This is a genomic window from Niallia alba (genome assembly GCF_012933555.1).
Taxonomy (GTDB): domain Bacteria; phylum Bacillota; class Bacilli; order Bacillales; family Cytobacillaceae; genus Niallia; species Niallia alba.
In genome coordinates, this window is sequence record NZ_JABBPK010000001.1 from 3,052,432 (window position 1) to 3,071,564 (window position 19,133).

18 protein-coding genes are annotated in these 19,133 nt (G+C 36.4%); 1 reads left to right on the forward strand and 17 read right to left on the reverse strand.

Translation table 11 applies throughout. The features are described 5' to 3' along the window. Positions 1 to 5: 5 nt before the first annotated feature. The 11 genes from dinG to HHU08_RS14715 form a co-directional block, all read right to left on the reverse strand. On the reverse strand, positions 6 to 2,786 hold the full coding sequence (dinG, locus tag HHU08_RS14665) for an ATP-dependent DNA helicase DinG (protein ID WP_101730966.1): 2,781 nt from the start codon (positions 2,784 to 2,786) through the stop codon (positions 6 to 8). A 231-nt stretch (positions 2,787 to 3,017) separates the two neighbouring features. Then, positions 3,018 to 3,401, reverse strand: a complete 384-nt coding sequence (panD, locus tag HHU08_RS14670; RefSeq protein ID WP_016203066.1) for an aspartate 1-decarboxylase — start codon at positions 3,399 to 3,401, stop codon at positions 3,018 to 3,020. A gap of 29 nt (positions 3,402 to 3,430) precedes the next feature. Then, entirely contained in the window at positions 3,431 to 4,291 is an 861-nt protein-coding gene (panC, locus tag HHU08_RS14675) for a pantoate--beta-alanine ligase (protein ID WP_016203065.1), read from the reverse strand. Further along, on the reverse strand, positions 4,291 to 5,127 hold the full coding sequence (gene panB / locus HHU08_RS14680; protein WP_169188765.1) for a 3-methyl-2-oxobutanoate hydroxymethyltransferase: 837 nt from the start codon (positions 5,125 to 5,127) through the stop codon (positions 4,291 to 4,293). The genes panC and panB overlap by 1 nt, the downstream gene beginning before the upstream one ends. 456 nt (positions 5,128 to 5,583) lie before the next feature. After that, positions 5,584 to 6,567 carry a biotin--[acetyl-CoA-carboxylase] ligase gene (locus tag HHU08_RS14685; RefSeq protein ID WP_169188766.1) on the reverse strand — a complete coding sequence of 328 codons (984 nt, stop codon included), beginning with the start codon at positions 6,565 to 6,567 and terminating at the stop codon, positions 5,584 to 5,586. Further along, positions 6,552 to 7,757, reverse strand: coding sequence for a CCA tRNA nucleotidyltransferase (locus tag HHU08_RS14690; protein WP_169188767.1), 1,206 nt, complete (start codon positions 7,755 to 7,757; stop codon positions 6,552 to 6,554). The genes HHU08_RS14685 and HHU08_RS14690 overlap by 16 nt, the downstream gene beginning before the upstream one ends. Beyond that, positions 7,741 to 8,895: an N-acetyl-alpha-D-glucosaminyl L-malate synthase BshA gene (bshA, locus tag HHU08_RS14695; RefSeq protein ID WP_169188768.1), complete on the reverse strand. Its 1,155-nt coding sequence runs from the start codon at positions 8,893 to 8,895 to the stop codon at positions 7,741 to 7,743. Before bshA ends, HHU08_RS14690 begins: the two co-directional genes overlap by 17 nt. Continuing rightward, positions 8,892 to 9,605, reverse strand: coding sequence for a bacillithiol biosynthesis deacetylase BshB1 (gene bshB1, locus HHU08_RS14700; protein WP_169188769.1), 714 nt, complete (start codon positions 9,603 to 9,605; stop codon positions 8,892 to 8,894). The genes bshA and bshB1 overlap by 4 nt, the downstream gene beginning before the upstream one ends. Continuing rightward, positions 9,595 to 10,041 carry a methylglyoxal synthase gene (gene mgsA, locus HHU08_RS14705; protein ID WP_169188770.1) on the reverse strand — a complete coding sequence of 149 codons (447 nt, stop codon included), beginning with the start codon at positions 10,039 to 10,041 and terminating at the stop codon, positions 9,595 to 9,597. Before mgsA ends, bshB1 begins: the two co-directional genes overlap by 11 nt. A 13-nt stretch (positions 10,042 to 10,054) precedes the next feature. After that, positions 10,055 to 10,855 carry a 4-hydroxy-tetrahydrodipicolinate reductase gene (dapB, locus tag HHU08_RS14710; protein WP_169188771.1) on the reverse strand — a complete coding sequence of 267 codons (801 nt, stop codon included), beginning with the start codon at positions 10,853 to 10,855 and terminating at the stop codon, positions 10,055 to 10,057. Between the two features lie 224 nt (positions 10,856 to 11,079). Next, complete coding sequence (locus HHU08_RS14715) at positions 11,080 to 11,412, reverse strand: nucleotide pyrophosphohydrolase (RefSeq protein ID WP_016203057.1); 333 nt, start codon at positions 11,410 to 11,412, stop codon at positions 11,080 to 11,082. A gap of 1,163 nt (positions 11,413 to 12,575) precedes the next feature. On the opposite strand from HHU08_RS14715, the gene HHU08_RS14720 reads away from it, so the two are divergent. Then, on the forward strand, positions 12,576 to 13,454 hold the full coding sequence (locus tag HHU08_RS14720) for a YitT family protein (protein WP_101730958.1): 879 nt from the start codon (positions 12,576 to 12,578) through the stop codon (positions 13,452 to 13,454). A gap of 89 nt (positions 13,455 to 13,543) precedes the next feature. Here the strand turns inward: HHU08_RS14720 and HHU08_RS14725 are convergent, their stop codons facing one another. The 6 genes from HHU08_RS14725 to HHU08_RS14750 form a co-directional block, all read right to left on the reverse strand. Further along, positions 13,544 to 14,572, reverse strand: a complete 1,029-nt coding sequence (locus tag HHU08_RS14725; RefSeq protein ID WP_407939865.1) for a serine hydrolase domain-containing protein — start codon at positions 14,570 to 14,572, stop codon at positions 13,544 to 13,546. Between the two features lie 154 nt (positions 14,573 to 14,726). Then, positions 14,727 to 15,953: an MFS transporter gene (locus HHU08_RS14730; protein ID WP_169188772.1), complete on the reverse strand. Its 1,227-nt coding sequence runs from the start codon at positions 15,951 to 15,953 to the stop codon at positions 14,727 to 14,729. A gap of 167 nt (positions 15,954 to 16,120) precedes the next feature. Continuing rightward, complete coding sequence (locus tag HHU08_RS14735) at positions 16,121 to 16,795, reverse strand: zinc metallopeptidase (RefSeq protein WP_169188773.1); 675 nt, start codon at positions 16,793 to 16,795, stop codon at positions 16,121 to 16,123. Between the two features lie 61 nt (positions 16,796 to 16,856). Further along, the gene (ypjB, locus tag HHU08_RS14740) at positions 16,857 to 17,669 is read right to left on the reverse strand and encodes a sporulation protein YpjB (protein ID WP_016203052.1); all 813 of its coding nucleotides are present in this window, start codon (positions 17,667 to 17,669) and stop codon (positions 16,857 to 16,859) included. Positions 17,670 to 17,741: 72 nt separating this feature from the next. After that, positions 17,742 to 18,335, reverse strand: a complete 594-nt coding sequence (gene lhaT, locus HHU08_RS14745) for a lipoprotein heptaprenylglyceryl N-acetyltransferase LhaT (protein ID WP_016203051.1) — start codon at positions 18,333 to 18,335, stop codon at positions 17,742 to 17,744. Between the two features lie 127 nt (positions 18,336 to 18,462). After that, a complete protein-coding gene (locus HHU08_RS14750) occupies positions 18,463 to 19,008 on the reverse strand; it encodes a ReoY family proteolytic degradation factor (RefSeq protein WP_101730957.1) in 546 nt (181 codons plus the stop codon). Between the last annotated feature and the right edge of the window lie 125 nt (positions 19,009 to 19,133).

Genomic DNA, 19,133 nt, shown 5'->3' on the forward strand with positions numbered 1-19,133 from the left:
ATATCCTACATTAGCCAGTTTTCAATAAACTTAACCATTTCATCACTATTTTGCTGTTTAATTGGAACAGCTGGAATGGACTGCAAAAAAGTCTCTCCATAGGATGTAGACACAATGCGGCGATCAAATACAATAATAAATCCCTTATCTTCTTCTGTACGAATTAATCTGCCGAATCCTTGTTTAAAACGTAAGACTGCCTCGGGAAGACTGTTTTCTAAAAACGGGTTTCCACCCTTGTTCTTAATTAGCTCATTTTTCGCTTCAGTAAGCGGGTCTTCCGGTGAGGAAAACGGCAATCGAACAATGATTAAGCAGGTTAAATCCTCTCCAGGAATATCAATCCCTTCCCAAAAACTATTTGTTCCCAATAATATCGCTTTATCGTAACGTTGAAAATTACGTGTTAATCGCATTCTACTTCCATTTGTTATCCCTTGCGCCAAGATGGCATACTCTTCTAGACAGCCACTTTCTTTCATATAATCATACGTTTTTCTCAGCATATCATTTGCCGTGAAAAGAATTAGCATTCTCCCTTTTGTAGCTTGAGCGATTTTAATTATTTGTTCACCAATAGTTGACACATACTCATTTAATGATACCGTATTAACTTCTGGTACATCCGTTGGGATAAGCAATTGTACCTGTTGAGAGTAGTTAAACGGCGAATCGATTTGCACTTGCAATAAATCTTTTCCTAATCCTAAAACCTTTATATAATATTCAAATGAATTATTAACAGTTATAGTTGCTGATGTAAAAACAACACTTTTTTTCTTACTAAAGAACATATCTTGCAAAGTTTCTGCTACAGATGAAGGTTGCGTATATAAAACGGCATTATTCGGGTAGTTGTTTCTATCTGATTCTAACCATGCAATATGGTCTCCTTCTCGTAAGAACATTTCCCGCAAATGATTTATATACACTAACCAATCATTTAAAATAGACTCAATTCTTTCCACTACGAGCATTTGCGATGAGGTGATCTTTCTATCTTGATCTTTTAGCCGCTGAACTTTTTCTAAAAGAGCCTCTCTTGCATCTTTCCAAAGAAACACAAGCCTTTCTGCAACACTTTTAACCCCATTCCAATCTCCCAAATCATTTTTCTTTATACGATAGCTTCCTTTTCCATCTCTTCTTGGCTGATTTGTTTTCTTCACATAACAAAGCACCGATCGAAATAGCTCATCTAATTCTACATGGAGAGCAAGGATAAACTGATTGAACTCGATCTTTTCAGATGTAGATGAATCACCAATCATATTTTCTAAATGGTACATAAGCTGCTTTTGATCAGTCGTTCCAATTGCATTAATACTTAAACGAACAGCTATATAGGAAAAACGGAAGCCAAAATGCTTTATCGCTGTTTTTTCAAAGTGATGACCTTCATCGACAATGACATAATCATAGGCAGGAAGTAAATGTTGATCTGCTGTAAGATCTTTTACTAGCAAAGCATGATTCGTAATAATCAAATTCGCTTTTTGAGCAGCATTACGAGTCCTTCTATAAAAATCCTTCTGTGCCCACTCTTTTGAAATAGGCAACGAAAAATTGCCGTCATTTTTAATTTTTTCCCAATAATTATTGCCACCACTCGTTAAATTCAATTCATCTTTATCGCCTGTTTCTGTTTCCGTTAACCAAATTAAAATTTGCATTTTCGTTAAGACAATATCATAGTTATCTTCTTGTTCTTTTAAAGAGACTTCAAATTTATCTAAACTAATATAATGATTTCTTCCCTTTAACAAGGTATAAGTAATGGGAAAAGGAAGAAGATTTTTAAGCAACGGCAAATCCTTACGAAAAAGTTGTTCTTGTAATTGAGTAGTAAATGTACTAATAATTACTTGTTTTTTATGCTCTATCGCAAAATAAGCAGCCGGTACTAAATAGCCAAGTGACTTTCCAACGCCCGTTCCAGCTTCAATAAGTCCATGCTGATTATCCATTAGTGCTCGATGAACCACATTCATCATTTTTAATTGCCCTTCTCTTTTCTGATAAAAAGACAATGAATCTCTCATGCGTTTTTCAATTATATCCATATCAAAAGAAACTGAATAGTCTTTTCCTTGATTACCAGCTAGGTTATTAGGCAAGCGTTTAAGGGTTAATCCCCGATATACCTCCCAGTTTTCAGGTATATATTCTACTTTTGATTGTTTCTCTTGCAGCAGAGCTTGTAAATAAATATCTAAATCGCTTTTTAGCGATGAGCTTAAGAATTCTAATTTTTTTGTTGTTACTTGAGGCAGTGCGTTCAGCTTCTCCAATAATAATAGCAATAGTTCTGCTGTCACATAGGCATCACTATCTGCCTGATGTGGTCTACTATGGACAATCCCTTCTTGTGCTGCAAGATCCGTTAATTTATAACTGTCTGCAGTTGGGTATAAAATCCTTGCTAGTTCGACTGTGTCAAGAATAGGTCCATAAAATTGCCTGAAGCCAGCTTGTTCTAACTCTTCATTTAGAAAAGATAAATCAAACAACACATTATGTGCGACAAAATATGCATCTTCTAATAAACAAACAATTTTATCAGCTATCTCTTCAAAAATTGGTGCTGAATCCACCATTTCATCTGTTATCCCAGTCAATTCTTCAATAAACGGTGAAATCGGCTGGAGAGGATTTAATAACGAAGAGTATTCCTCTACTATTTTCCCATTCTCGATAACAACCGCGGCAAACTGGATAATTCGATCCCCTTTTCTCGGTGAATTACCGTTTGTCTCCAAATCAACTACTACAAATTTGTTACTCATTACGTCCACCTCAAACTTTCAGTCATTCAAACGGTATCATAAAAATGAGAAAAGGGAAAGATGTTAGTTCTTTATGTAAGAATTCTTTTTATTGTTCTTCCTATAGTTTGAATTCAAAATTAGAAAAAACACAATAAAAAATCCCAACAATCATACGAAATTTTGTTAACACTTCGTATGATTGTTGGGGGTTATCTTTAGCTGAAAGATTTATATTCCAGCCTCGATTTATTACAAGACTGTCTTTTCTGGTTCTTGGTGAAGAATAGTTGTAATGCGATTATATTCATCCATAATAGCAACTTTAGGTTGATGATGAATTAGCTCTTCGTTTGAAACATAACAATAAGAAATAATAATAACGATATCACCGACTTGTACAAGTCTTGCTGCTGCTCCATTTAAACAAATAGTCCCGGTTCCTCTCTTTCCAGGGATAATATATGTTTCTAATCTTGCTCCATTATTGTTATTTACAATTTGGACTTTTTCATTCGCTACCATTCCAACTGCATCTAAAATATCCTCATCGATTGTAATACTGCCAACATAATTTAAGTTTGCTTCCGTTACAGTTGCTCGATGGATTTTTCCGTTCATCATTATCCGAAACATTTGGATAACCCTCCATTATCGTAATATGTTTATCTAGGTGCATTGCTTAATTCAAAGATAATATTATCTATTAATCTCGCATTACTAAATTGAACTGCAATCGCAATTATAACCTTCCCTGTTCGCTCCTTTAGCTGCTCTAATTGAGGATAGGTTAGTATCTCAAAGTAGTCGACCTTTCCACTTGACTCTTTTTCGACGAGTGCAATAATGGAATTCTTTAGTGCTTCTACATCAACATTCCCTTTTATTAATTCACCTCTAGCAATACTAAGCGATTTATATAGAATTCCAGCTTCTTGCCTTTCCGTTGGAGTTAAGCGAATATTTCTAGAGCTCTTTGCTAATCCATCTTCTTCTCTAACAGTATTAACAGCAACTAGATTAATAGGAAAATGAAAGTCTTCAATTAATCCATCTACAACAGCAACTTGCTGTGCATCTTTTTTGCCAAAATAAACATTTGTCGGTTGTGCTAAATGGAACAGTTTCATCAAAACCGTTGCTACCCCATCAAAATGACCCGGTCTCGATCTGCCACATAGACAATCTGTACGTCGTTCCACTTTTACTGTCACAGACATTTGCACAGGATACATTGCTTCGACAGCTGGATGAAATAAATAATCTACGCCTTCTTCCATTGCCACCTGTTTATCATGCTCAAAGTCTCGTGGATATGAAGCTAAATCTTCCTTTGGTCCAAACTGCAATGGATTCACAAACACACTCATGATAACAATATCATTTTGCTCTCTGGCAGCTCTGAGAAGTGCTCGATGACCATCATGAAGATAACCCATCGTTGGAACAAATCCAATTGTTACTTGATCCTTTTTTAATTGAGTTGAAAGCTCCTGCAATTGCTGTGGGTTAGTGATAATGTTCATTAGGCTTTTCCTCCATATAAGCTTTTCACTTCTTCAGGTTTCATTTGAAAACTATGCTTTAATTCAGGAAAAGCACCAATTCTAACCTCAGAAATATATTGGTCGATAGCAAGAGAAATCGCTTCGTTCACATTCGTATATTGCTTCACAAATTTTGCAACACGCTCAACACCATATGTGATAATGTCATGGTAAACAAGAACTTGCCCGTCTGTATCGCTTCCAGCACCAATACCGATTATTGGAATCTCCAGCCTTTCACTTACTTCTTTCGCAACTTGCATCGGCACACACTCTAATACAATCGCAAAGGCTCCTGCCGCTTGACATTTCAATGCATTTTCAACAAGCAGTTTTGCTTCATCTGAACTTTTCCCTTGTACTTTATATCCACCTAATACACCTACTGATTGAGGTGTTAAACCTAAGTGTGCCATAACTGGTATCCCGGCATTTGTTAAGATTTTTATTTGGTCAATAACATCATCCGCGCCCTCTACTTTCACAGCATTAGCGCCAGTTTCTTGCATTAAGCGTGTTGCATTAATTAGTGTATCGCGACTAGATAAATGATAGCTCATAAACGGCATATCCATTACGATAAACGTATCTTTAGCTCCGCGTTTTACCGCTTTTCCATGGTGAATCATATCTTCCATCGTTACAGGTACTGTTGACTCATATCCAAGTACAACCATTCCCAAAGAATCGCCTACTAAAATTAAATCTGTTCCTGCTTGTTCAACTAATTTAGCTGAAGGATAATCATATGCTGTGATCATCGTAATCTTTTCAGCCTTCTGCTTCATTTTGATAAAGTCTGTTGTAGCTTTCACTAAGTTTTTCCTCCTTTTAAATAGGAAGAGGGAATGGTTTTAAACGAAAGGCTGTTTTCGTAAAGTTTGTTGCGATTACACGTAGCCAGAACACACTTCGCTTTTCGTGGGGCTAGGCTTAAGTCTCCTCAGCTTCGCCTCCGGAGTCTCAGACAGTCTCGCTAATCCCCGCGTGGCGTCTTCGCGTATTTCGGCTGCTCCATTTTTCCAACTAATTCTTTTTTTCGATTGAAAAAACAACAATCCTTTTAGAAAACAGCCAAACAAAAAACCTTCTACAAAGCATAGAAGGATTGTTTTATGTTTCTATTTTCATCCCTCTGTCCTTGTCCAATTGTGGATCTAGGCAGATTAAATTATGGTTCATGCACATTTAAACAAATGGGTGCAGTTCATTAAGATACTGCCCGACAAAAGCATTATAACAAAAACCTTACTCTACTGACTATGGGCAATTTATGTTTCCATTAAAATATCCGCTGAATAAATGGAATGGATTACACCTTGCTCATCTTCAAGCAATAAAACACCATCATCAGTAATTCCTTTAGCAAACCCAACAATACTTCCATTTAGCGTATTGGCAGTCACCTTTTGCCCTAAACTGATGGAATAGCTTTCCCACAATATTTTTATAGGATAAAAGCCTTTCTCTAAATATAGAAGATATAATTTTTCAAGGTGCATCATAATCCCTTGAATAATTTTTGCTCGATCCCAGCTTGTTTTTGTTTCAAGATAAATAGAAGTTGCACTAGGCTGAAGTTCTGCGGCAAAGTCTTCAAGTTGTTGATTAACATTTATCCCTATTCCGATGATTAAAGAATGGACCCTATCGCTATCAGCTTGCATCTCTGTTAAGATACCTGTTAACTTTTTTCCATTCACCAATAGATCATTGGGCCATTTGATATCTGCTTGTACTCCAGTTACTTCTTGGATCCCTTGAACGACTGCCACAGCTGTAAGCAGTGTTAGCTGTGGCGTTTTCATTATCGGTATACTAGGCTTTAGAATTAAGCTCATCCATATTCCTTTATATTTAGGTGATTGCCACTTTCTTTCTAAACGCCCTCTACCACCTAATTGCTCTTCTGCTACAACTATCGTGCCTTCCTCTGCCCCTTCTAGCGCAAGTCTCTGGGCAATATTTTGAGTCGAATTTACTGATTCTTCAAAATAGATATTTCTTCCTGTGAACTTTGTATTTAATCCAAATAAAATTTTATTTGGGACAATTTTTTCCGGTGAACTTATAATTCGATAACCTTTTTTACGGACAGCCTCTAAAATAAAGCCATCTTTTCGTAATGCCTCAATATGTTTCCAAATCGCTGTTCGTGAACAGCCTAAAAGTTCAGCAAGTGATTCACCAGATAAATACGTATCAGGGCTGTTAGTAAAGGCTTCAATCAATCCTTTTCTTATATCTGATGACATCGTTGTAGCCACTCCTTTATTAATTGCTTGTCATTAGGAAGTTTTTGTTCCACGACTTTCGACTCAACTAGTGACAGCACATCTTTTATCCACGGTCCAGGCCTTTTTTCTGTCCATCTTAAAAGATCATTCCCACTAATCGCAAGCTCTTCCTTTGATTTAATTGGCAGCTTCCTGTATTGCTCTTCTAAGCTAGAAATATCTGAACATATATCTTGATTCCATAGAAGGTGATATATTTTCTCTGCACTAACTGCAATAGATAATGTAGCAAAATAAAGCGCTTGTCTTGACCAAGTTGACATCTGTTCTCTTTGCAAAATCCAATAGATTATTTTTTGAACAGTCTTTATTTGCTTAACTGACAGCTTCCACGCTCGCAAAAACAGCTCTATCTGCTGCTTATCCTTTACTCCCAAACATAAGAGTAAAACAGCCCATTTTTCAGGCAATTCGAGTTTGGTCAGATGCAATTTCGCTAACTGAGAAATCGCTTTTTCAGCTGATTCAAGCATTGGTAAAAATCGATACAGCTTTGTTTCTATCATGATTTCTAGAGCGTCAGAACACCATCGACCTTGTAAAAGTTTTTCAAATTCAGCGGTTATTCTTTCTACTGCTATTTTCGAAAGCAATTGCTGATTGTCAACGATCCCCTTTAGTGTTTCCATCTCTACCTGGAAGCCTAAGGTACTGACAAATCGAATTCCCCGCATCATTCTTAAAGCATCTTCCTGAAAGCGTTCGTTTGGATTGCCGACTGTTTTAATTTCTTTCTTTTTTAAGGCATCTTCGCCATTAAAATAATCGATAATTTGACCATTTTTGTCCATCGCCATTGCATTTATCGTAAAATCTCGGCGTTTTAAGTCTTCTTTTAATTCGCGTACAAAGAATACTTGCTCGGGTCTGCGATAATCTAGATACGTGGACTCTGTTCGAAAAGTTGTTATTTCATATGTATCTTGGTTCCATATTACCATAACTGTCCCGTGGGCAATCCCGACATCAATGGTATGAGGAAAGATAGCTTTAATTTCTTCCGGTGTAGCAGAGGATGCAATGTCGATATCATTAATTTGTATATTTAATAAATAATCTCGTACTGCTCCTCCTACAAAATAAGCTTCATAACCAGCTTCCTCGATTTTTTTAATAATGGGGAGAGCTTCTTTAAAAGGATTTATCATTCGGTTCACCAGTTTCTAAGATTGATTTATAAATCTCTATATAATGGTCAACTATGATATCTGCACGGAAATAATCGCGCACTCTCGAAATAGAATTTTGCGCAAATTGCGCATGTTTCTTTTCATCTGTCAAAAGCTTAATTGAATGCTCCGCAATATCTTCCACATCGCCAAGTTCACAAATAAATCCTGTCTCATTTGGAACGATTACTTCTGGAATACCGCCAACATTCGTCCCTATAACCGGAACCCCACATGCCATCGCTTCTAACGCTACTAAGCCGAAACTTTCTTTTTCCGATAGAAGAAGCATTAAATCACTTAAAGAATATAATTCCTCCAAATTTTCTTGTTTTCCAAGAAACAATACTTTATGTCTCAATTGGAATTCATCTACTAATTTGGTTACTTTCGACATTTCAGGACCATCACCAACAAGCAATAATCTTGCTGGAATTTGATCAGATATATGTTTAAATGCTTTTACAACATCTGTAACTCTTTTCACACCTCTAAAATTCGAGACGTGAATAACGACTTTTTCCGTATCCAAAATAGCGAATTCTTTTTTCAAATGACTTACATCGACCTTTCGATAAATTCGCTCGTCAATAAAATTATAAACAGGTATAATTTCTTTATTTGGCTCAATTACCTCATATGTTTGTGCAATCAAAGAATTTGAAACAGCTGTTACAAGATCAGATTTTTCAATTCCGAAGCGAATTCCCATTGCAAGGGATGGATCATATCCTAATACTGTTATATCGGTTCCGTGTAGGGTTGTAACTATTTTGACATCCCTGTTGCTCATCTGTTTAGCTAATATAGCACAAACAGCATGAGGGATCGCATAGTGAACATGTAGCAAATCTAACTCTTCTCGATTAATTACTTCAGCCATTTTACTGCTTAGCGCTAAATCATATGGCGGATATTGAAAAACAGCATATTGATTTACTTCCACTTGATGGTAATAAATATTGGGATACATTTTATTTAAACGAAAAGGAATGCTGGAGGAGATAAAGTGAATTTCATGCCCTCTTTCTGCCAACATTTTTCCTAATTCTGTTGCTATAACGCCTGAGCCGCCAACTGTCGGATAACAGGTTATGCCAATTTTTAATTTTTTCATTTGTCTCCACCTAATAAATCTTGATTTAATAATATTGGGTTAGATTTAATAAATCCTTCCGCATAAAGGACACCTACTTCTTTTCCAAAAAGCTTTTCCCTTGCTTCAATTGTATCGATGTAACCATTTGTCAACGGAGTGTCCACACTGTTTTCGCCTTTTACAAATTGGCTTTGATAACAATTTAAACTAGCTTCCTTCTTCTTCATATACTCACTTGTATCAATGACAAAATCGGGTTTATGAAAACCATTTATCATGTAATAGTATTGATTTTGAACTTTATGCGCATTTGTGTTACCTGCACTGTAGTTTCTTATTCCTGCAGAAAAAACAGCTTCTTTCACAATATTCGTGCAATTCCCATGATCTGGATGTCTATCTTCCCAGTAAGGGGAGAAAACTATCTTAGGTTTATACGCACGTATTACTTCCACCACTTGTTGAATGATGTCTTCCTCTAAATATAATCCACGATCAGGAATCTGTAATGTGATTCTATCAACAATTCCTAACACTTTTCCTGCTTCTTTTGCTTCTTGTTTGCGTCTTTCTACCGTTCCATTTGAAGAAAGATTGCTTTCTGTTAAATCACAAATGATAATTTTTTTGCCTTGTGAAGCATATTTTGCAATGGTTGCTCCCATACCGATTTCAACATCATCGGCATGAGCACCAAATGCTAGTATATCGATTTCATTACTTGTCATTGAGTTTTTCTGTGAATTTTTTTGCCACTGGTTCTGTCTTTCCATGAACTATTTTTCTCCAATCTATATCTCCTTGCTCGAGTCCTCGAATTAATACTTCTCCAGTTCCCATATTTGTTGCTAGTGGGACAGAATAAACATCACATAAACGGATTAATGCTGTAACATCAGGTTCATGAGGCTGCGCTGTTAAAGGATCCCTAAAGAAAAACACCATATCCATATCATTATTAGCGATGTATGAACCTATTTCTTGGTCTCCGCCGAGCGGCCCTGAATGAAATCGATGTACATCTAACCCTGTTGCTTCTTGAATTCTCGCACCTGTTGTTCCTGTTGCGTATAATGTATGCTTTGCAAATATCTTTTTATAAGCAACGACAAAAGCGACCATATCATTTTTCTTTTTATCATGAGCAATTAAAGCAATGTTCATCCTAAATCCACTCCTACTCCATTATATTTTCTAACCCATATATCAATACATTAACTTTCAATACCTCTTCTACCGCAAATTTAACGCCTGACATAAACGAAGTGCGATTAAAGGAATCATGTTTAATCGTTAGCGATTCTCCTTCTGCCCCGAACATTACCTGTTGATGGGCAATTAAACCTGGTAAACGAGTGGAATGGATTCGCATACCATCAAAGTCAGCCCCTCTTGCTCCTAGAATTGTTTCTTTTTCGTCTGGATGACCCTGTTTTTTACTTTCTCTGACTTCCGCAATAAGCTCGGCTGTTTTTACAGCAGTCCCTGATGGTGCATCTAACTTTTGATCATGATGCATTTCCATAATTTCCACATCTGCAAAATAGCGTGCAGCCATTTTAGAGAATTTCATCATTAGCACAGCACCTAAAGCAAAGTTTGGAGCTATGATACAGCCACGATCCATTTCTTCACATAAATTTTCTAATTCAGCTAAATTTTCTTTTGTAAATCCAGTTGTTCCAACTACTGGTCTAACTCCATAGCTTAAAGCAGTTTTTGCATGGTGCATTCCAAATTCTGGCGTTGTCAAATCAATAAGGACATCCGGCTTTTCTGTTTGTAAACATTTTTCAATATCCGTATAAATTGGTACATCATAGGAGGAAAAGCCTTCTATCTCCTTTAAGCTTTTCCCTTCATTCTTGTGGTCTAAAACTGCAACAAGCTCAAATTGCTCCGTTCTTCCCATTAAATAAACAGCTTCTTTTCCCATTCTGCCTCTAGGTCCTGCGATTACGATTTTTACTTTACTCAATGTGTTATCTCCTTACTATGTATTTTTTCTTTAGGTTGTTTTCGTAAAGTTTGTGACTAATCCCCGCAACTGAAATACAATTCGCTCTCCGTAGGGCTCGCGATGAGCCTCCTCAGCTTCGCCTCCGGGGTTCATCTGTCTCGCTAATCCCACAGGAGTCTACATGTATTCCGGCTGCTCCTTTTTTCCTATTGAATAACAACAATCCTTTAGAAAACAGCTTTTTATTGGTCTTTCCTTGTCCAGCGATCTTTATCACGTGTATTAAATTTATGCATAACACGATTATGTGCTTCTTCCAAATCAATATTTAGAGAATTAGCTAAACAAGTTAACACGAACAGCATATCACCAATCTCATCCGTAATTTCTTTTTCTTTTTCCGTTTCTTTTTTTGGCTTTTCTCCATAGTAATGATTTACTTCTCTTGCCAATTCTCCTAACTCTTCGGTCAAACGAGCAAGCATTGCCAGCGGGCTAAAATAGCCTTCTTTAAATTGTCCTATGTATTCATCTACTTCTCTTTGAATATCTTTAACTGTTTTATCCTGATTCAATATAAGCACCTCTTAAGTCAATAAGTAATCTTATCCAATTCCATGTTAGCTAATCTAAACCATTTTTACAAATATTTTTGACGATAAAGTGAAACTTCCATCAGTGGGGGTTTTCTTTCATCCCTCACTGATGGTTAGTTGAACCAATCGGACCTTTACGGACAGTTGATCTCCCACCTATCTTCCTCGTATTCTCATAAGCTTACGGTTGAGTCTTACTGTCCGTTAAGAGTGGGATAAAGTGAAACTTCCATCTGTGGGGGTTTTCTTTCATCCCCCACTGATGGTTAGTTGAACCAATCGGACCTTTACGGACAGTTGATCTCCCACCTATCTTCCTCGTATTCTCATAAGCTTACGGTTGAGTCTTACTGTCCGTTAAGAGTGGGATAAAGTGAAACTTCCATCTGTGGGGGTTTTCCCTCCTCCCCCACTGATGGTTAGTTGAACCAATCGGACCTTTACGGACAGTTGATCTCCCACCTATCTTCCTCGTATTCTCATAAGCTTACGGTTGAGTCTTACTGTCCGTTAAGAGTGGGATAAAGTGAAACTTCCATCTGTGGGGGTTTTCCCTCCTCCCCCACTGATGGTTAGTTGAACCAATCGGACCTTTACGGACAGTTGATCTCCCACCTATCTTCCTCGTATTCTCATAAGCTTACGGTTGAGTCTTACTGTCCGTTAAGAGTGGGATAAAGTGAAACTTCCATCTGTGGGGGTTTTCCCTCCTCCCCCACTGATGGTTAGTTGAACCAATCGGACCTTTACGGACAGTTGATCTCCCACCTATCTTCCTCGTATTCTCATAAGCTTACGGTTGAGTCTTACTGTCCGTTAAGAGTGGGATAAAGTGAAACTTCCATCTGTGGGGGTTTTCCCTCCTCCCCCACTGATGGTTAGTTGAACCAATCGGACCTTTACGGACAGTTGATCTCCCACCTATCTTCCTCGTATTCTCATAAGCTTACGGTTGAGTCTTACTGTCCGTTAAGAGTGGGATAAATCTATAACTACGTAAAAAATGTACTAACTTTATGTTCCATCTCTTATTTCTTATTATGTTTCATTTATTCTTCCTCCATTGCCCAACTGAATGTGATTCGATATAATGGATACGCTAATAGCAATGCATTTTGTACAGAGAGAAAGTAGGCGAATCGATGTTTAAAAATATTAAAATCAAAAATGTCTTATTTATCCTATTAGGATCTGCGATATTTTCCTTCGGTATTGTTCATTTTAATATGCAAAACAATTTGGCTGAAGGCGGTTTTACAGGAATTACACTATTATTATACGCATTATGGAATTGGGATCCTTCGATCACAAATTTACTGCTAAATATTCCTTTATTTCTTATCGGGTGGAAATTATTAGGTAAAAATGTGTTTATTTACACGATTATTGGAACAGTAGCGGTGTCTATTTTCCTATGGTTTTTTCAACTTCCAAAAATCGAGTTACATATTCCTCTCACTGAAGATTTAACTCTTGCGGCATTATTTGCAGGAACGTTTATTGGTGTCGGCTTAGGAATTATTTTCCGCTATGGCGGGACAACTGGGGGAGTAGATATTATTGCGAGATTAGGTTTTAAGTATTTTGGATGGAGTATGGGAAAAACAATGTTCGTTTTCGACTTTTGTGTTATCGCTCTGTCACTACTTACCTATCTTTCATACAGAGAAGCGATGTATACATTAGTAGCTGTTTTTGTAGGAACAAGAGTCATTGATTTCATTCAAGAAGGCGCATATGCGGCAAGAGGAGCGATGATTATTTCTGACTCAAATGAGAAAATTGCTAATAAAATTATGAGCGAAATGGATCGTGGGGTTACAGTATTAAAAGGACATGGTTCTTTCACTAAACAAGACCGGGAAGTCCTTTATTGTGTTGTAGCAAAAACAGAAATTGTTCGTTTAAAAAGTATTATTACAAGCATTGATCCACATGCATTTGTGTCTGTTAGTGTCGTTCATGATGTAATGGGCGAAGGTTTTACTTTAGATGAGTATAAACAGCCTCTCGAGAAATAATTTAAAAAAAATTGTATTCAGCTTTACATCTATCTTTTTTTAATAGATATAAAGTGGATACAATTTTATACTATTAACCAAACTGATTATTAATTCCCAAAAAAGGAAGAATAAATTTCTCCTATCAGCCCTTTCATTTGATGAACACCTAAATCTGTATTTGTCATAATTACCGCACCCTTTTTTAATGACGGGTAGGCAACAAGCATACACTGAAAACCAATCCCCCATCCTAATGAAGAAATTTCAACATCTTTATCGAAACTGTCTAAAAATACACCGAGTCCTGTCCAATTTACATTTCCTTGAGGGCTAACCAACTCCTTCGCATTTTTTATCGATATTCCTAATTGACTTGTTCCTTCCAAAGCATTCATTAATTCCAACACTAATATTGCTAAATCGGAAGGCGTTGTCCAAATACCACAGGCTGCTGGATATGGATAAAAAGGGTATTTTCTGGAGATAAGCTCTCCATTTTTGTTATGACCAGAAGAGATATTTTCAAGACCAGTTATATCAATAAAACTTTTATTCATTTGCAACGGCTGGAAGAGGGATTCTTTAATCACTTCTTTAAAAGATTTCTTTAAAGTATCTTCAATCAATTGTTGAATAATACAAAATCCTGCATCCGAGTAATGAAATTCACTTTTTGGCTCGCATTCTACCTTAATCGGCCCCCTACAATAGGTTGTGCTCCCCTTCAAAATATCTAATATAGTAGGAACTTCATCGTTTTCTTTCCATTCGCTAAAACTTCCTTCAGGATCAATAATTCCTGATTGATGGCTCAGAAGATCTCTTAAAGTAACCGTTTTTCCTTTTATCTGCTCACTAGCTTTTAACTTCCAAGAAGTAAGTTTAGCATTAATTTCTTCATCTAAATCAAGATAACCTTGTTCTACTAGTTTCAAAACAAGGATTGCTGTCATGAATTTACTAATGGAACAGGAATGGAAGCTTGTATTTTCATTAACTCTATCTTCTGTATCCGCTTCCTTTAAACCATATTGTTCAGTACCATTAATCTTACCATCTTGGATTAGCGCTAGACTTAAGCCAGCTATTTTATAATGCTCCATTCGTTCCTTCACATTTAAAGCGGCAAACATCATCATAGCCCTCCTATGTTTTTAAAACTATTATACCACACAAAACGAACATACGATCGATCCCATAGTTTTTTCACACAAAAAAATCGACCGTATTTGTCTCAAGGCTAATCTAATTAAGCTATCTATTACAGGATTACTTTTCTATCCTGTTTTCTTATTTTAATGTGGAATGAATTTCACTTACACGCTTATCACTTGGCAGTAAATACGTTAATATCCCCAGAAGCGGGAGCATACTACAGATAATCATAATCGCTTGCAAGCTAAATGCATCTCCGATAACGCCAAAGATTACTGCACCAAGAGCTCCCATACCAAACGCTAATCCGACAATTAATCCTGATACAAGACCAATCATACCTGGGAGCAGCTCTTGAGCATAAACTACGGTTACACTAAAGCTAGACTGCAAAATAAAACCAATTATAAATAATAAAGGTCCAATTAGCCAAAAAGGCATATGTGGTAGAAGTAAGGCAAAGGGAGCAGAGCCTACAAGTGAAAATAGAAGAATAGTTCTTTTTCCAAAACGATCTGCCAGCGGCCCACCAAGGAAAGTTCCGATAACACCAGCAAGTAAAAACACAAAAACAAATATTTGTGCATTTTCGATGCTTAAACCAAACTTCTCAATTAAATAAAAGTGAAGAAAGTTGCTGATCCCCGCACCATACCAAGAACGAGCAAATACTAGGAAAATCAATAAGCATACCGCAACAATAATTTCTTTATTGACAACAAATGCACGCTTCGTTTGTTGTTTCTTTTGTGGATTTCTAATATACAGTTCTTTTTTATACCAAGTGGATACTTGAAATAATACTATGATCCCTATTGTAGCCAGAAGCGTAAACCAAATAGTTCCAAATTGGCCTGTTCTTACAAAAATAAATGCCGTAAAAACTGGCGCTAATGATTGACCAGCATTCCCGCCGACTTGATAAATCGATTGGGCAAGCCCTCGTTTTGCTCCTGCTGCCATATAGGAAACACGTGAACCTTCTGGATGAAAAATTGCTGAGCCAAAACCAATAAATAAAACCGATACTAAAACTAAATAAAAATTGGGTGCAAGTGCAAGCCCAAACATCCCTATTAAGCTGGAGAACATAGCAATTGGCAATAAGTAAGGTGTAGGCCTTTTGTCTGCCAAAACCCCAAAAAACGGCTGTAGAATAGATGATGTAATGTTTAAGGTAAAAGCAATCCAGCCAATTTGAGTATAATTAAACCCCATCGACTGCTGGATAACAGGAAACAAAGCTGGCACAACAGATTGCATACAATCATTCAAAAAATGCCCTAGGCTTATCGCAAATAAAATCCGATAAACCGTCAGCTCCTGTTGCTTTTTACCTTGTAAATATTCAGCAGTTTGCAAAAAAACCCTTCTTTCTCCTTGTTATTCGTTTATGTAAATGGCATTGTTAATTATACACCTAGAAAAGTTTGGAATCTATATTTTTTCGAAGAATCAAAATAAATAGATATTAATCACAACAAAAAAAAGATGCAAAAAGGTAAGTCCTTTTGCATCTTTTTTAATTTCTATTCGTCTCTCGACATACCTGTATAAATTAAAAGTAAACGAACTAGCTCGAGAACCGCTACTGCTGCTGCTGCTACATATGTTAGTGCTGCTGCATTAAGTACTTTCTTCGTTTCTCTCTCTTCATCATTTCTAATAATCCCTAATGAAACCACCTGATCCATCGCACGGTTTGAAGCATTAAATTCTACTGGAAGTGTAACAAATTGGAACAATACACCGGCAGCCATTAAGATAATACCAAGTAATAACATTCCATCCAATCTTGCGAAGATGCCAATCATGATAAAAATCCAAGATGCATTACTTCCGAAATTAGCAACTGGTACTAATGCCGAACGGAATCGCAAGAAAGAATATTCTTGTTGATCTTGGATAGCGTGACCAACTTCGTGTGCTGCGATAGCTGCTGCTGCAACAGAATGGCCGTGATAATTTTCAGTGGATAAACGCACCACTTTAGAGCGAGGATCATAATGGTCTGACAAGACGCCTCTTGTTTCTTCTACAGATACATCATATAGCCCATTGGAATCCAATACTCTTCTCGCTACCTCTCTACCAGACATTTGTGAAGAAGAAGCTACTTTTGAATATTTTTTATATGCGCTTTTCACCTTCATTTGTGCCCAAATAGGTATGAGAATTATTAATATGAAATATACAAAAATCATGTTTTTTCCCCCTATTTCATCTTGTAGTATATTTTTATTGTAAGCAGGAAAAACACCAAAGTCAAATATTATCCCTTTTTTGTTTAGCTTGCCTTTTTTCCGCTTTATCCCCGAGGTATTTTCGCCACCCTACATATGATAAAGTAAGGATGATAATACTTCCTGTAGAAATAATTACCCACCATAAAGAAGGATCTGCCTCATCTTCATACAACTGATTGAAAACATCTTGTAATTCGCCTTCTAATTGACTTACTTCTTCTAGCTGACCTTTTTGATTAAAGACTTGCAAGCGATACGTATTCATAAATTCAACGAGGGAATTTAATTCTTGAAATTGCGTAGTAGAAACATCTAGCTTAAGACTCGGATGAATAATTTGATATAACGATAGGAAAGAATCTAACTTCTCGTTAAATCTTTCTTTATCTTCAGAAATAATAGCATCCTTCATATCTCGATAGGTTGTCATTACAGGCTCTTCCATTTGTGTCCACAACGGTTGTTCCCCCGATGAAACAGCATCAACTGCCAATCGAAATTTCGTTACTGAATTAATCCGTTCATCGTTATTAATCGATGGATTGGTAATTGCCTCTACCGCTTCATCATGTGTACCAGTTAAAATTCTCCGCTCATCAAGCGTAAATGCACTCCCATTTACCGTTGCTGAGCTAAATTGATTCGAAAAATAGTCAAGAATTTTTTTTGCATCCTCATAGCGTTCTGATCGTACAAGCTGCAATACCTCATCTGACAGTGTATCTAGTTCATCTAATTCTTTAGCAGGCGATTTTTGGTCTGCATACACAGAATAAGAGATAGGCAAAAGTAAAATCAATATCATTAACAACATAACCAATTTAGCCTTCATTCTTGTCCCTCCTCTATCTACTATTAAAAATGTATGATGAGTTGGACAAGGTTAGACTAAAAAATCATAATTCTATTGAATCTTCCACTGCATTTGTTCGCTTTTTTTAAATGCGTAGAATGCGATCATTAGACTTAAAATACTCAGCCAGAATGTAAAGTAGCCGATATTTGCCATATATTGATCCAAGACACTATATTTCGGCATCATTTTAAACACATAATCTATTACATCATTATGTAAAGTCCATATAGCTGCAAGAATAATGTGAACCCATTTAAAACGATAAAAAGGAATGTACAGCAAACCTTGAATCGCCATAGCCCCATGTGAAAAAATGAGCATCCATGAATCAATCCCGATTGTTCCTGTTTCAAAATAGACAAGAAAATTCATTACAACCGCCCAAATTCCGTATTTAAACAATGTAACTAATGCTAATGCTTCCATAAGCCGCCAGTTCTTTTTCCACAGAAATGCTATTAATACAAACACGAAAAAAAGACTAGCTGTCGGGCTATCAGGAACGAAGAGTAGAAACCTCGTCGGTGTTTCTGCTAACTGAGTTTTGTACCAATAATACCCATATGCCGTTCCAACTATATTAATAATGAGCAATAATCCTAAAAAAGATCGATTGCTTAATATCATATAAATATATCTCACTCTATTTTCCCCTTTTCCTTTTCCTTCTCATACTATTTTACCATAGTTTACTATGAACAGGAAAATGGGAGAGTACATACAAAAATCCCGAATAGTTTCTAACCATTCGGGATTAACTATTTATTTTTTATTTATTTTGCAAGTATTTTAATTGATTCGTTAAGGTGTTAAACATCTCTTTATCGCCATTATCTAACGCTTCATCAATTAACTGGAGAATTTTTTCCTTTTGGAATTTTTCTATACTGTTTACTAAAAACTGTTCTGCAATCATTTTATCTTTTTCGGTAATTTGCAGCTTTTTCGGCATAAATGGATTTTCTACCAACACAGCCGCATACTGATGAACTTGATTTGATGCGTAAAAGTTGAGCTGAATGTAAATATCTTCATCTCGATTTAGTCTAATATCATGAAAAGACTTTTCTGCATCTGTTGTCATCACATTTTCTTTATAAAATCTAAAAGGTACTTCATCTACACAATGCGTGGACATAATTAAACCTCTTGGACATTTTTCTGCATTTTCAACAAAATGGACTTTTTCCATCAATTGATCATGACTCATAAGATAATTTAAAATCCATACACATTCCCGTCTCTTCAATTGATAGTGATTCAAAAACCAACGAATGAAGTCTTTTTTTTCGTTGACAGATACAGGGGTTTTCATTTTGTAATTCCCTCCTCTGTTTGCAACAAATTTTTATTATCCAACCTGTTTTACCTGCATCGCTCCTAAGGAAATGACAATTCTTAAGCGGCCAATAAGCCTCTTGGTACAATGATTTTCAAAGA

Coding starts and splice junctions, on each gene's coding strand:
- dinG (WP_101730966.1), bottom strand. CDS start 2,786: ATGAGTAACAAATTTGTAGTAGTTGATTTGGAGACAAACGGTAATTCA.
- panD (WP_016203066.1), bottom strand. CDS start 3,401: ATGTTTCGGATAATGATGAACGGAAAAATCCATCGAGCAACTGTAACG.
- panC (WP_016203065.1), bottom strand. CDS start 4,291: ATGAACATTATCACTAACCCACAGCAATTGCAGGAGCTTTCAACTCAA.
- HHU08_RS14685 (WP_169188766.1), bottom strand. CDS start 6,567: ATGTCATCAGATATAAGAAAAGGATTGATTGAAGCCTTTACTAACAGC.
- HHU08_RS14690 (WP_169188767.1), bottom strand. CDS start 7,757: ATGATAAATCCTTTTAAAGAAGCTCTCCCCATTATTAAAAAAATCGAG.
- bshA (WP_169188768.1), bottom strand. CDS start 8,895: ATGAAAAAATTAAAAATTGGCATAACCTGTTATCCGACAGTTGGCGGC.
- bshB1 (WP_169188769.1), bottom strand. CDS start 9,605: ATGACAAGTAATGAAATCGATATACTAGCATTTGGTGCTCATGCCGAT.
- mgsA (WP_169188770.1), bottom strand. CDS start 10,041: ATGAACATTGCTTTAATTGCTCATGATAAAAAGAAAAATGATATGGTC.
- HHU08_RS14720 (WP_101730958.1), top strand. CDS start 12,576: ATGTTTAAAAATATTAAAATCAAAAATGTCTTATTTATCCTATTAGGA.
- HHU08_RS14725 (WP_407939865.1), bottom strand. CDS start 14,572: ATGATGTTTGCCGCTTTAAATGTGAAGGAACGAATGGAGCATTATAAA.
- HHU08_RS14735 (WP_169188773.1), bottom strand. CDS start 16,795: ATGATTTTTGTATATTTCATATTAATAATTCTCATACCTATTTGGGCA.
- ypjB (WP_016203052.1), bottom strand. CDS start 17,669: ATGAAGGCTAAATTGGTTATGTTGTTAATGATATTGATTTTACTTTTG.
- HHU08_RS14750 (WP_101730957.1), bottom strand. CDS start 19,008: ATGAAAACCCCTGTATCTGTCAACGAAAAAAAAGACTTCATTCGTTGG.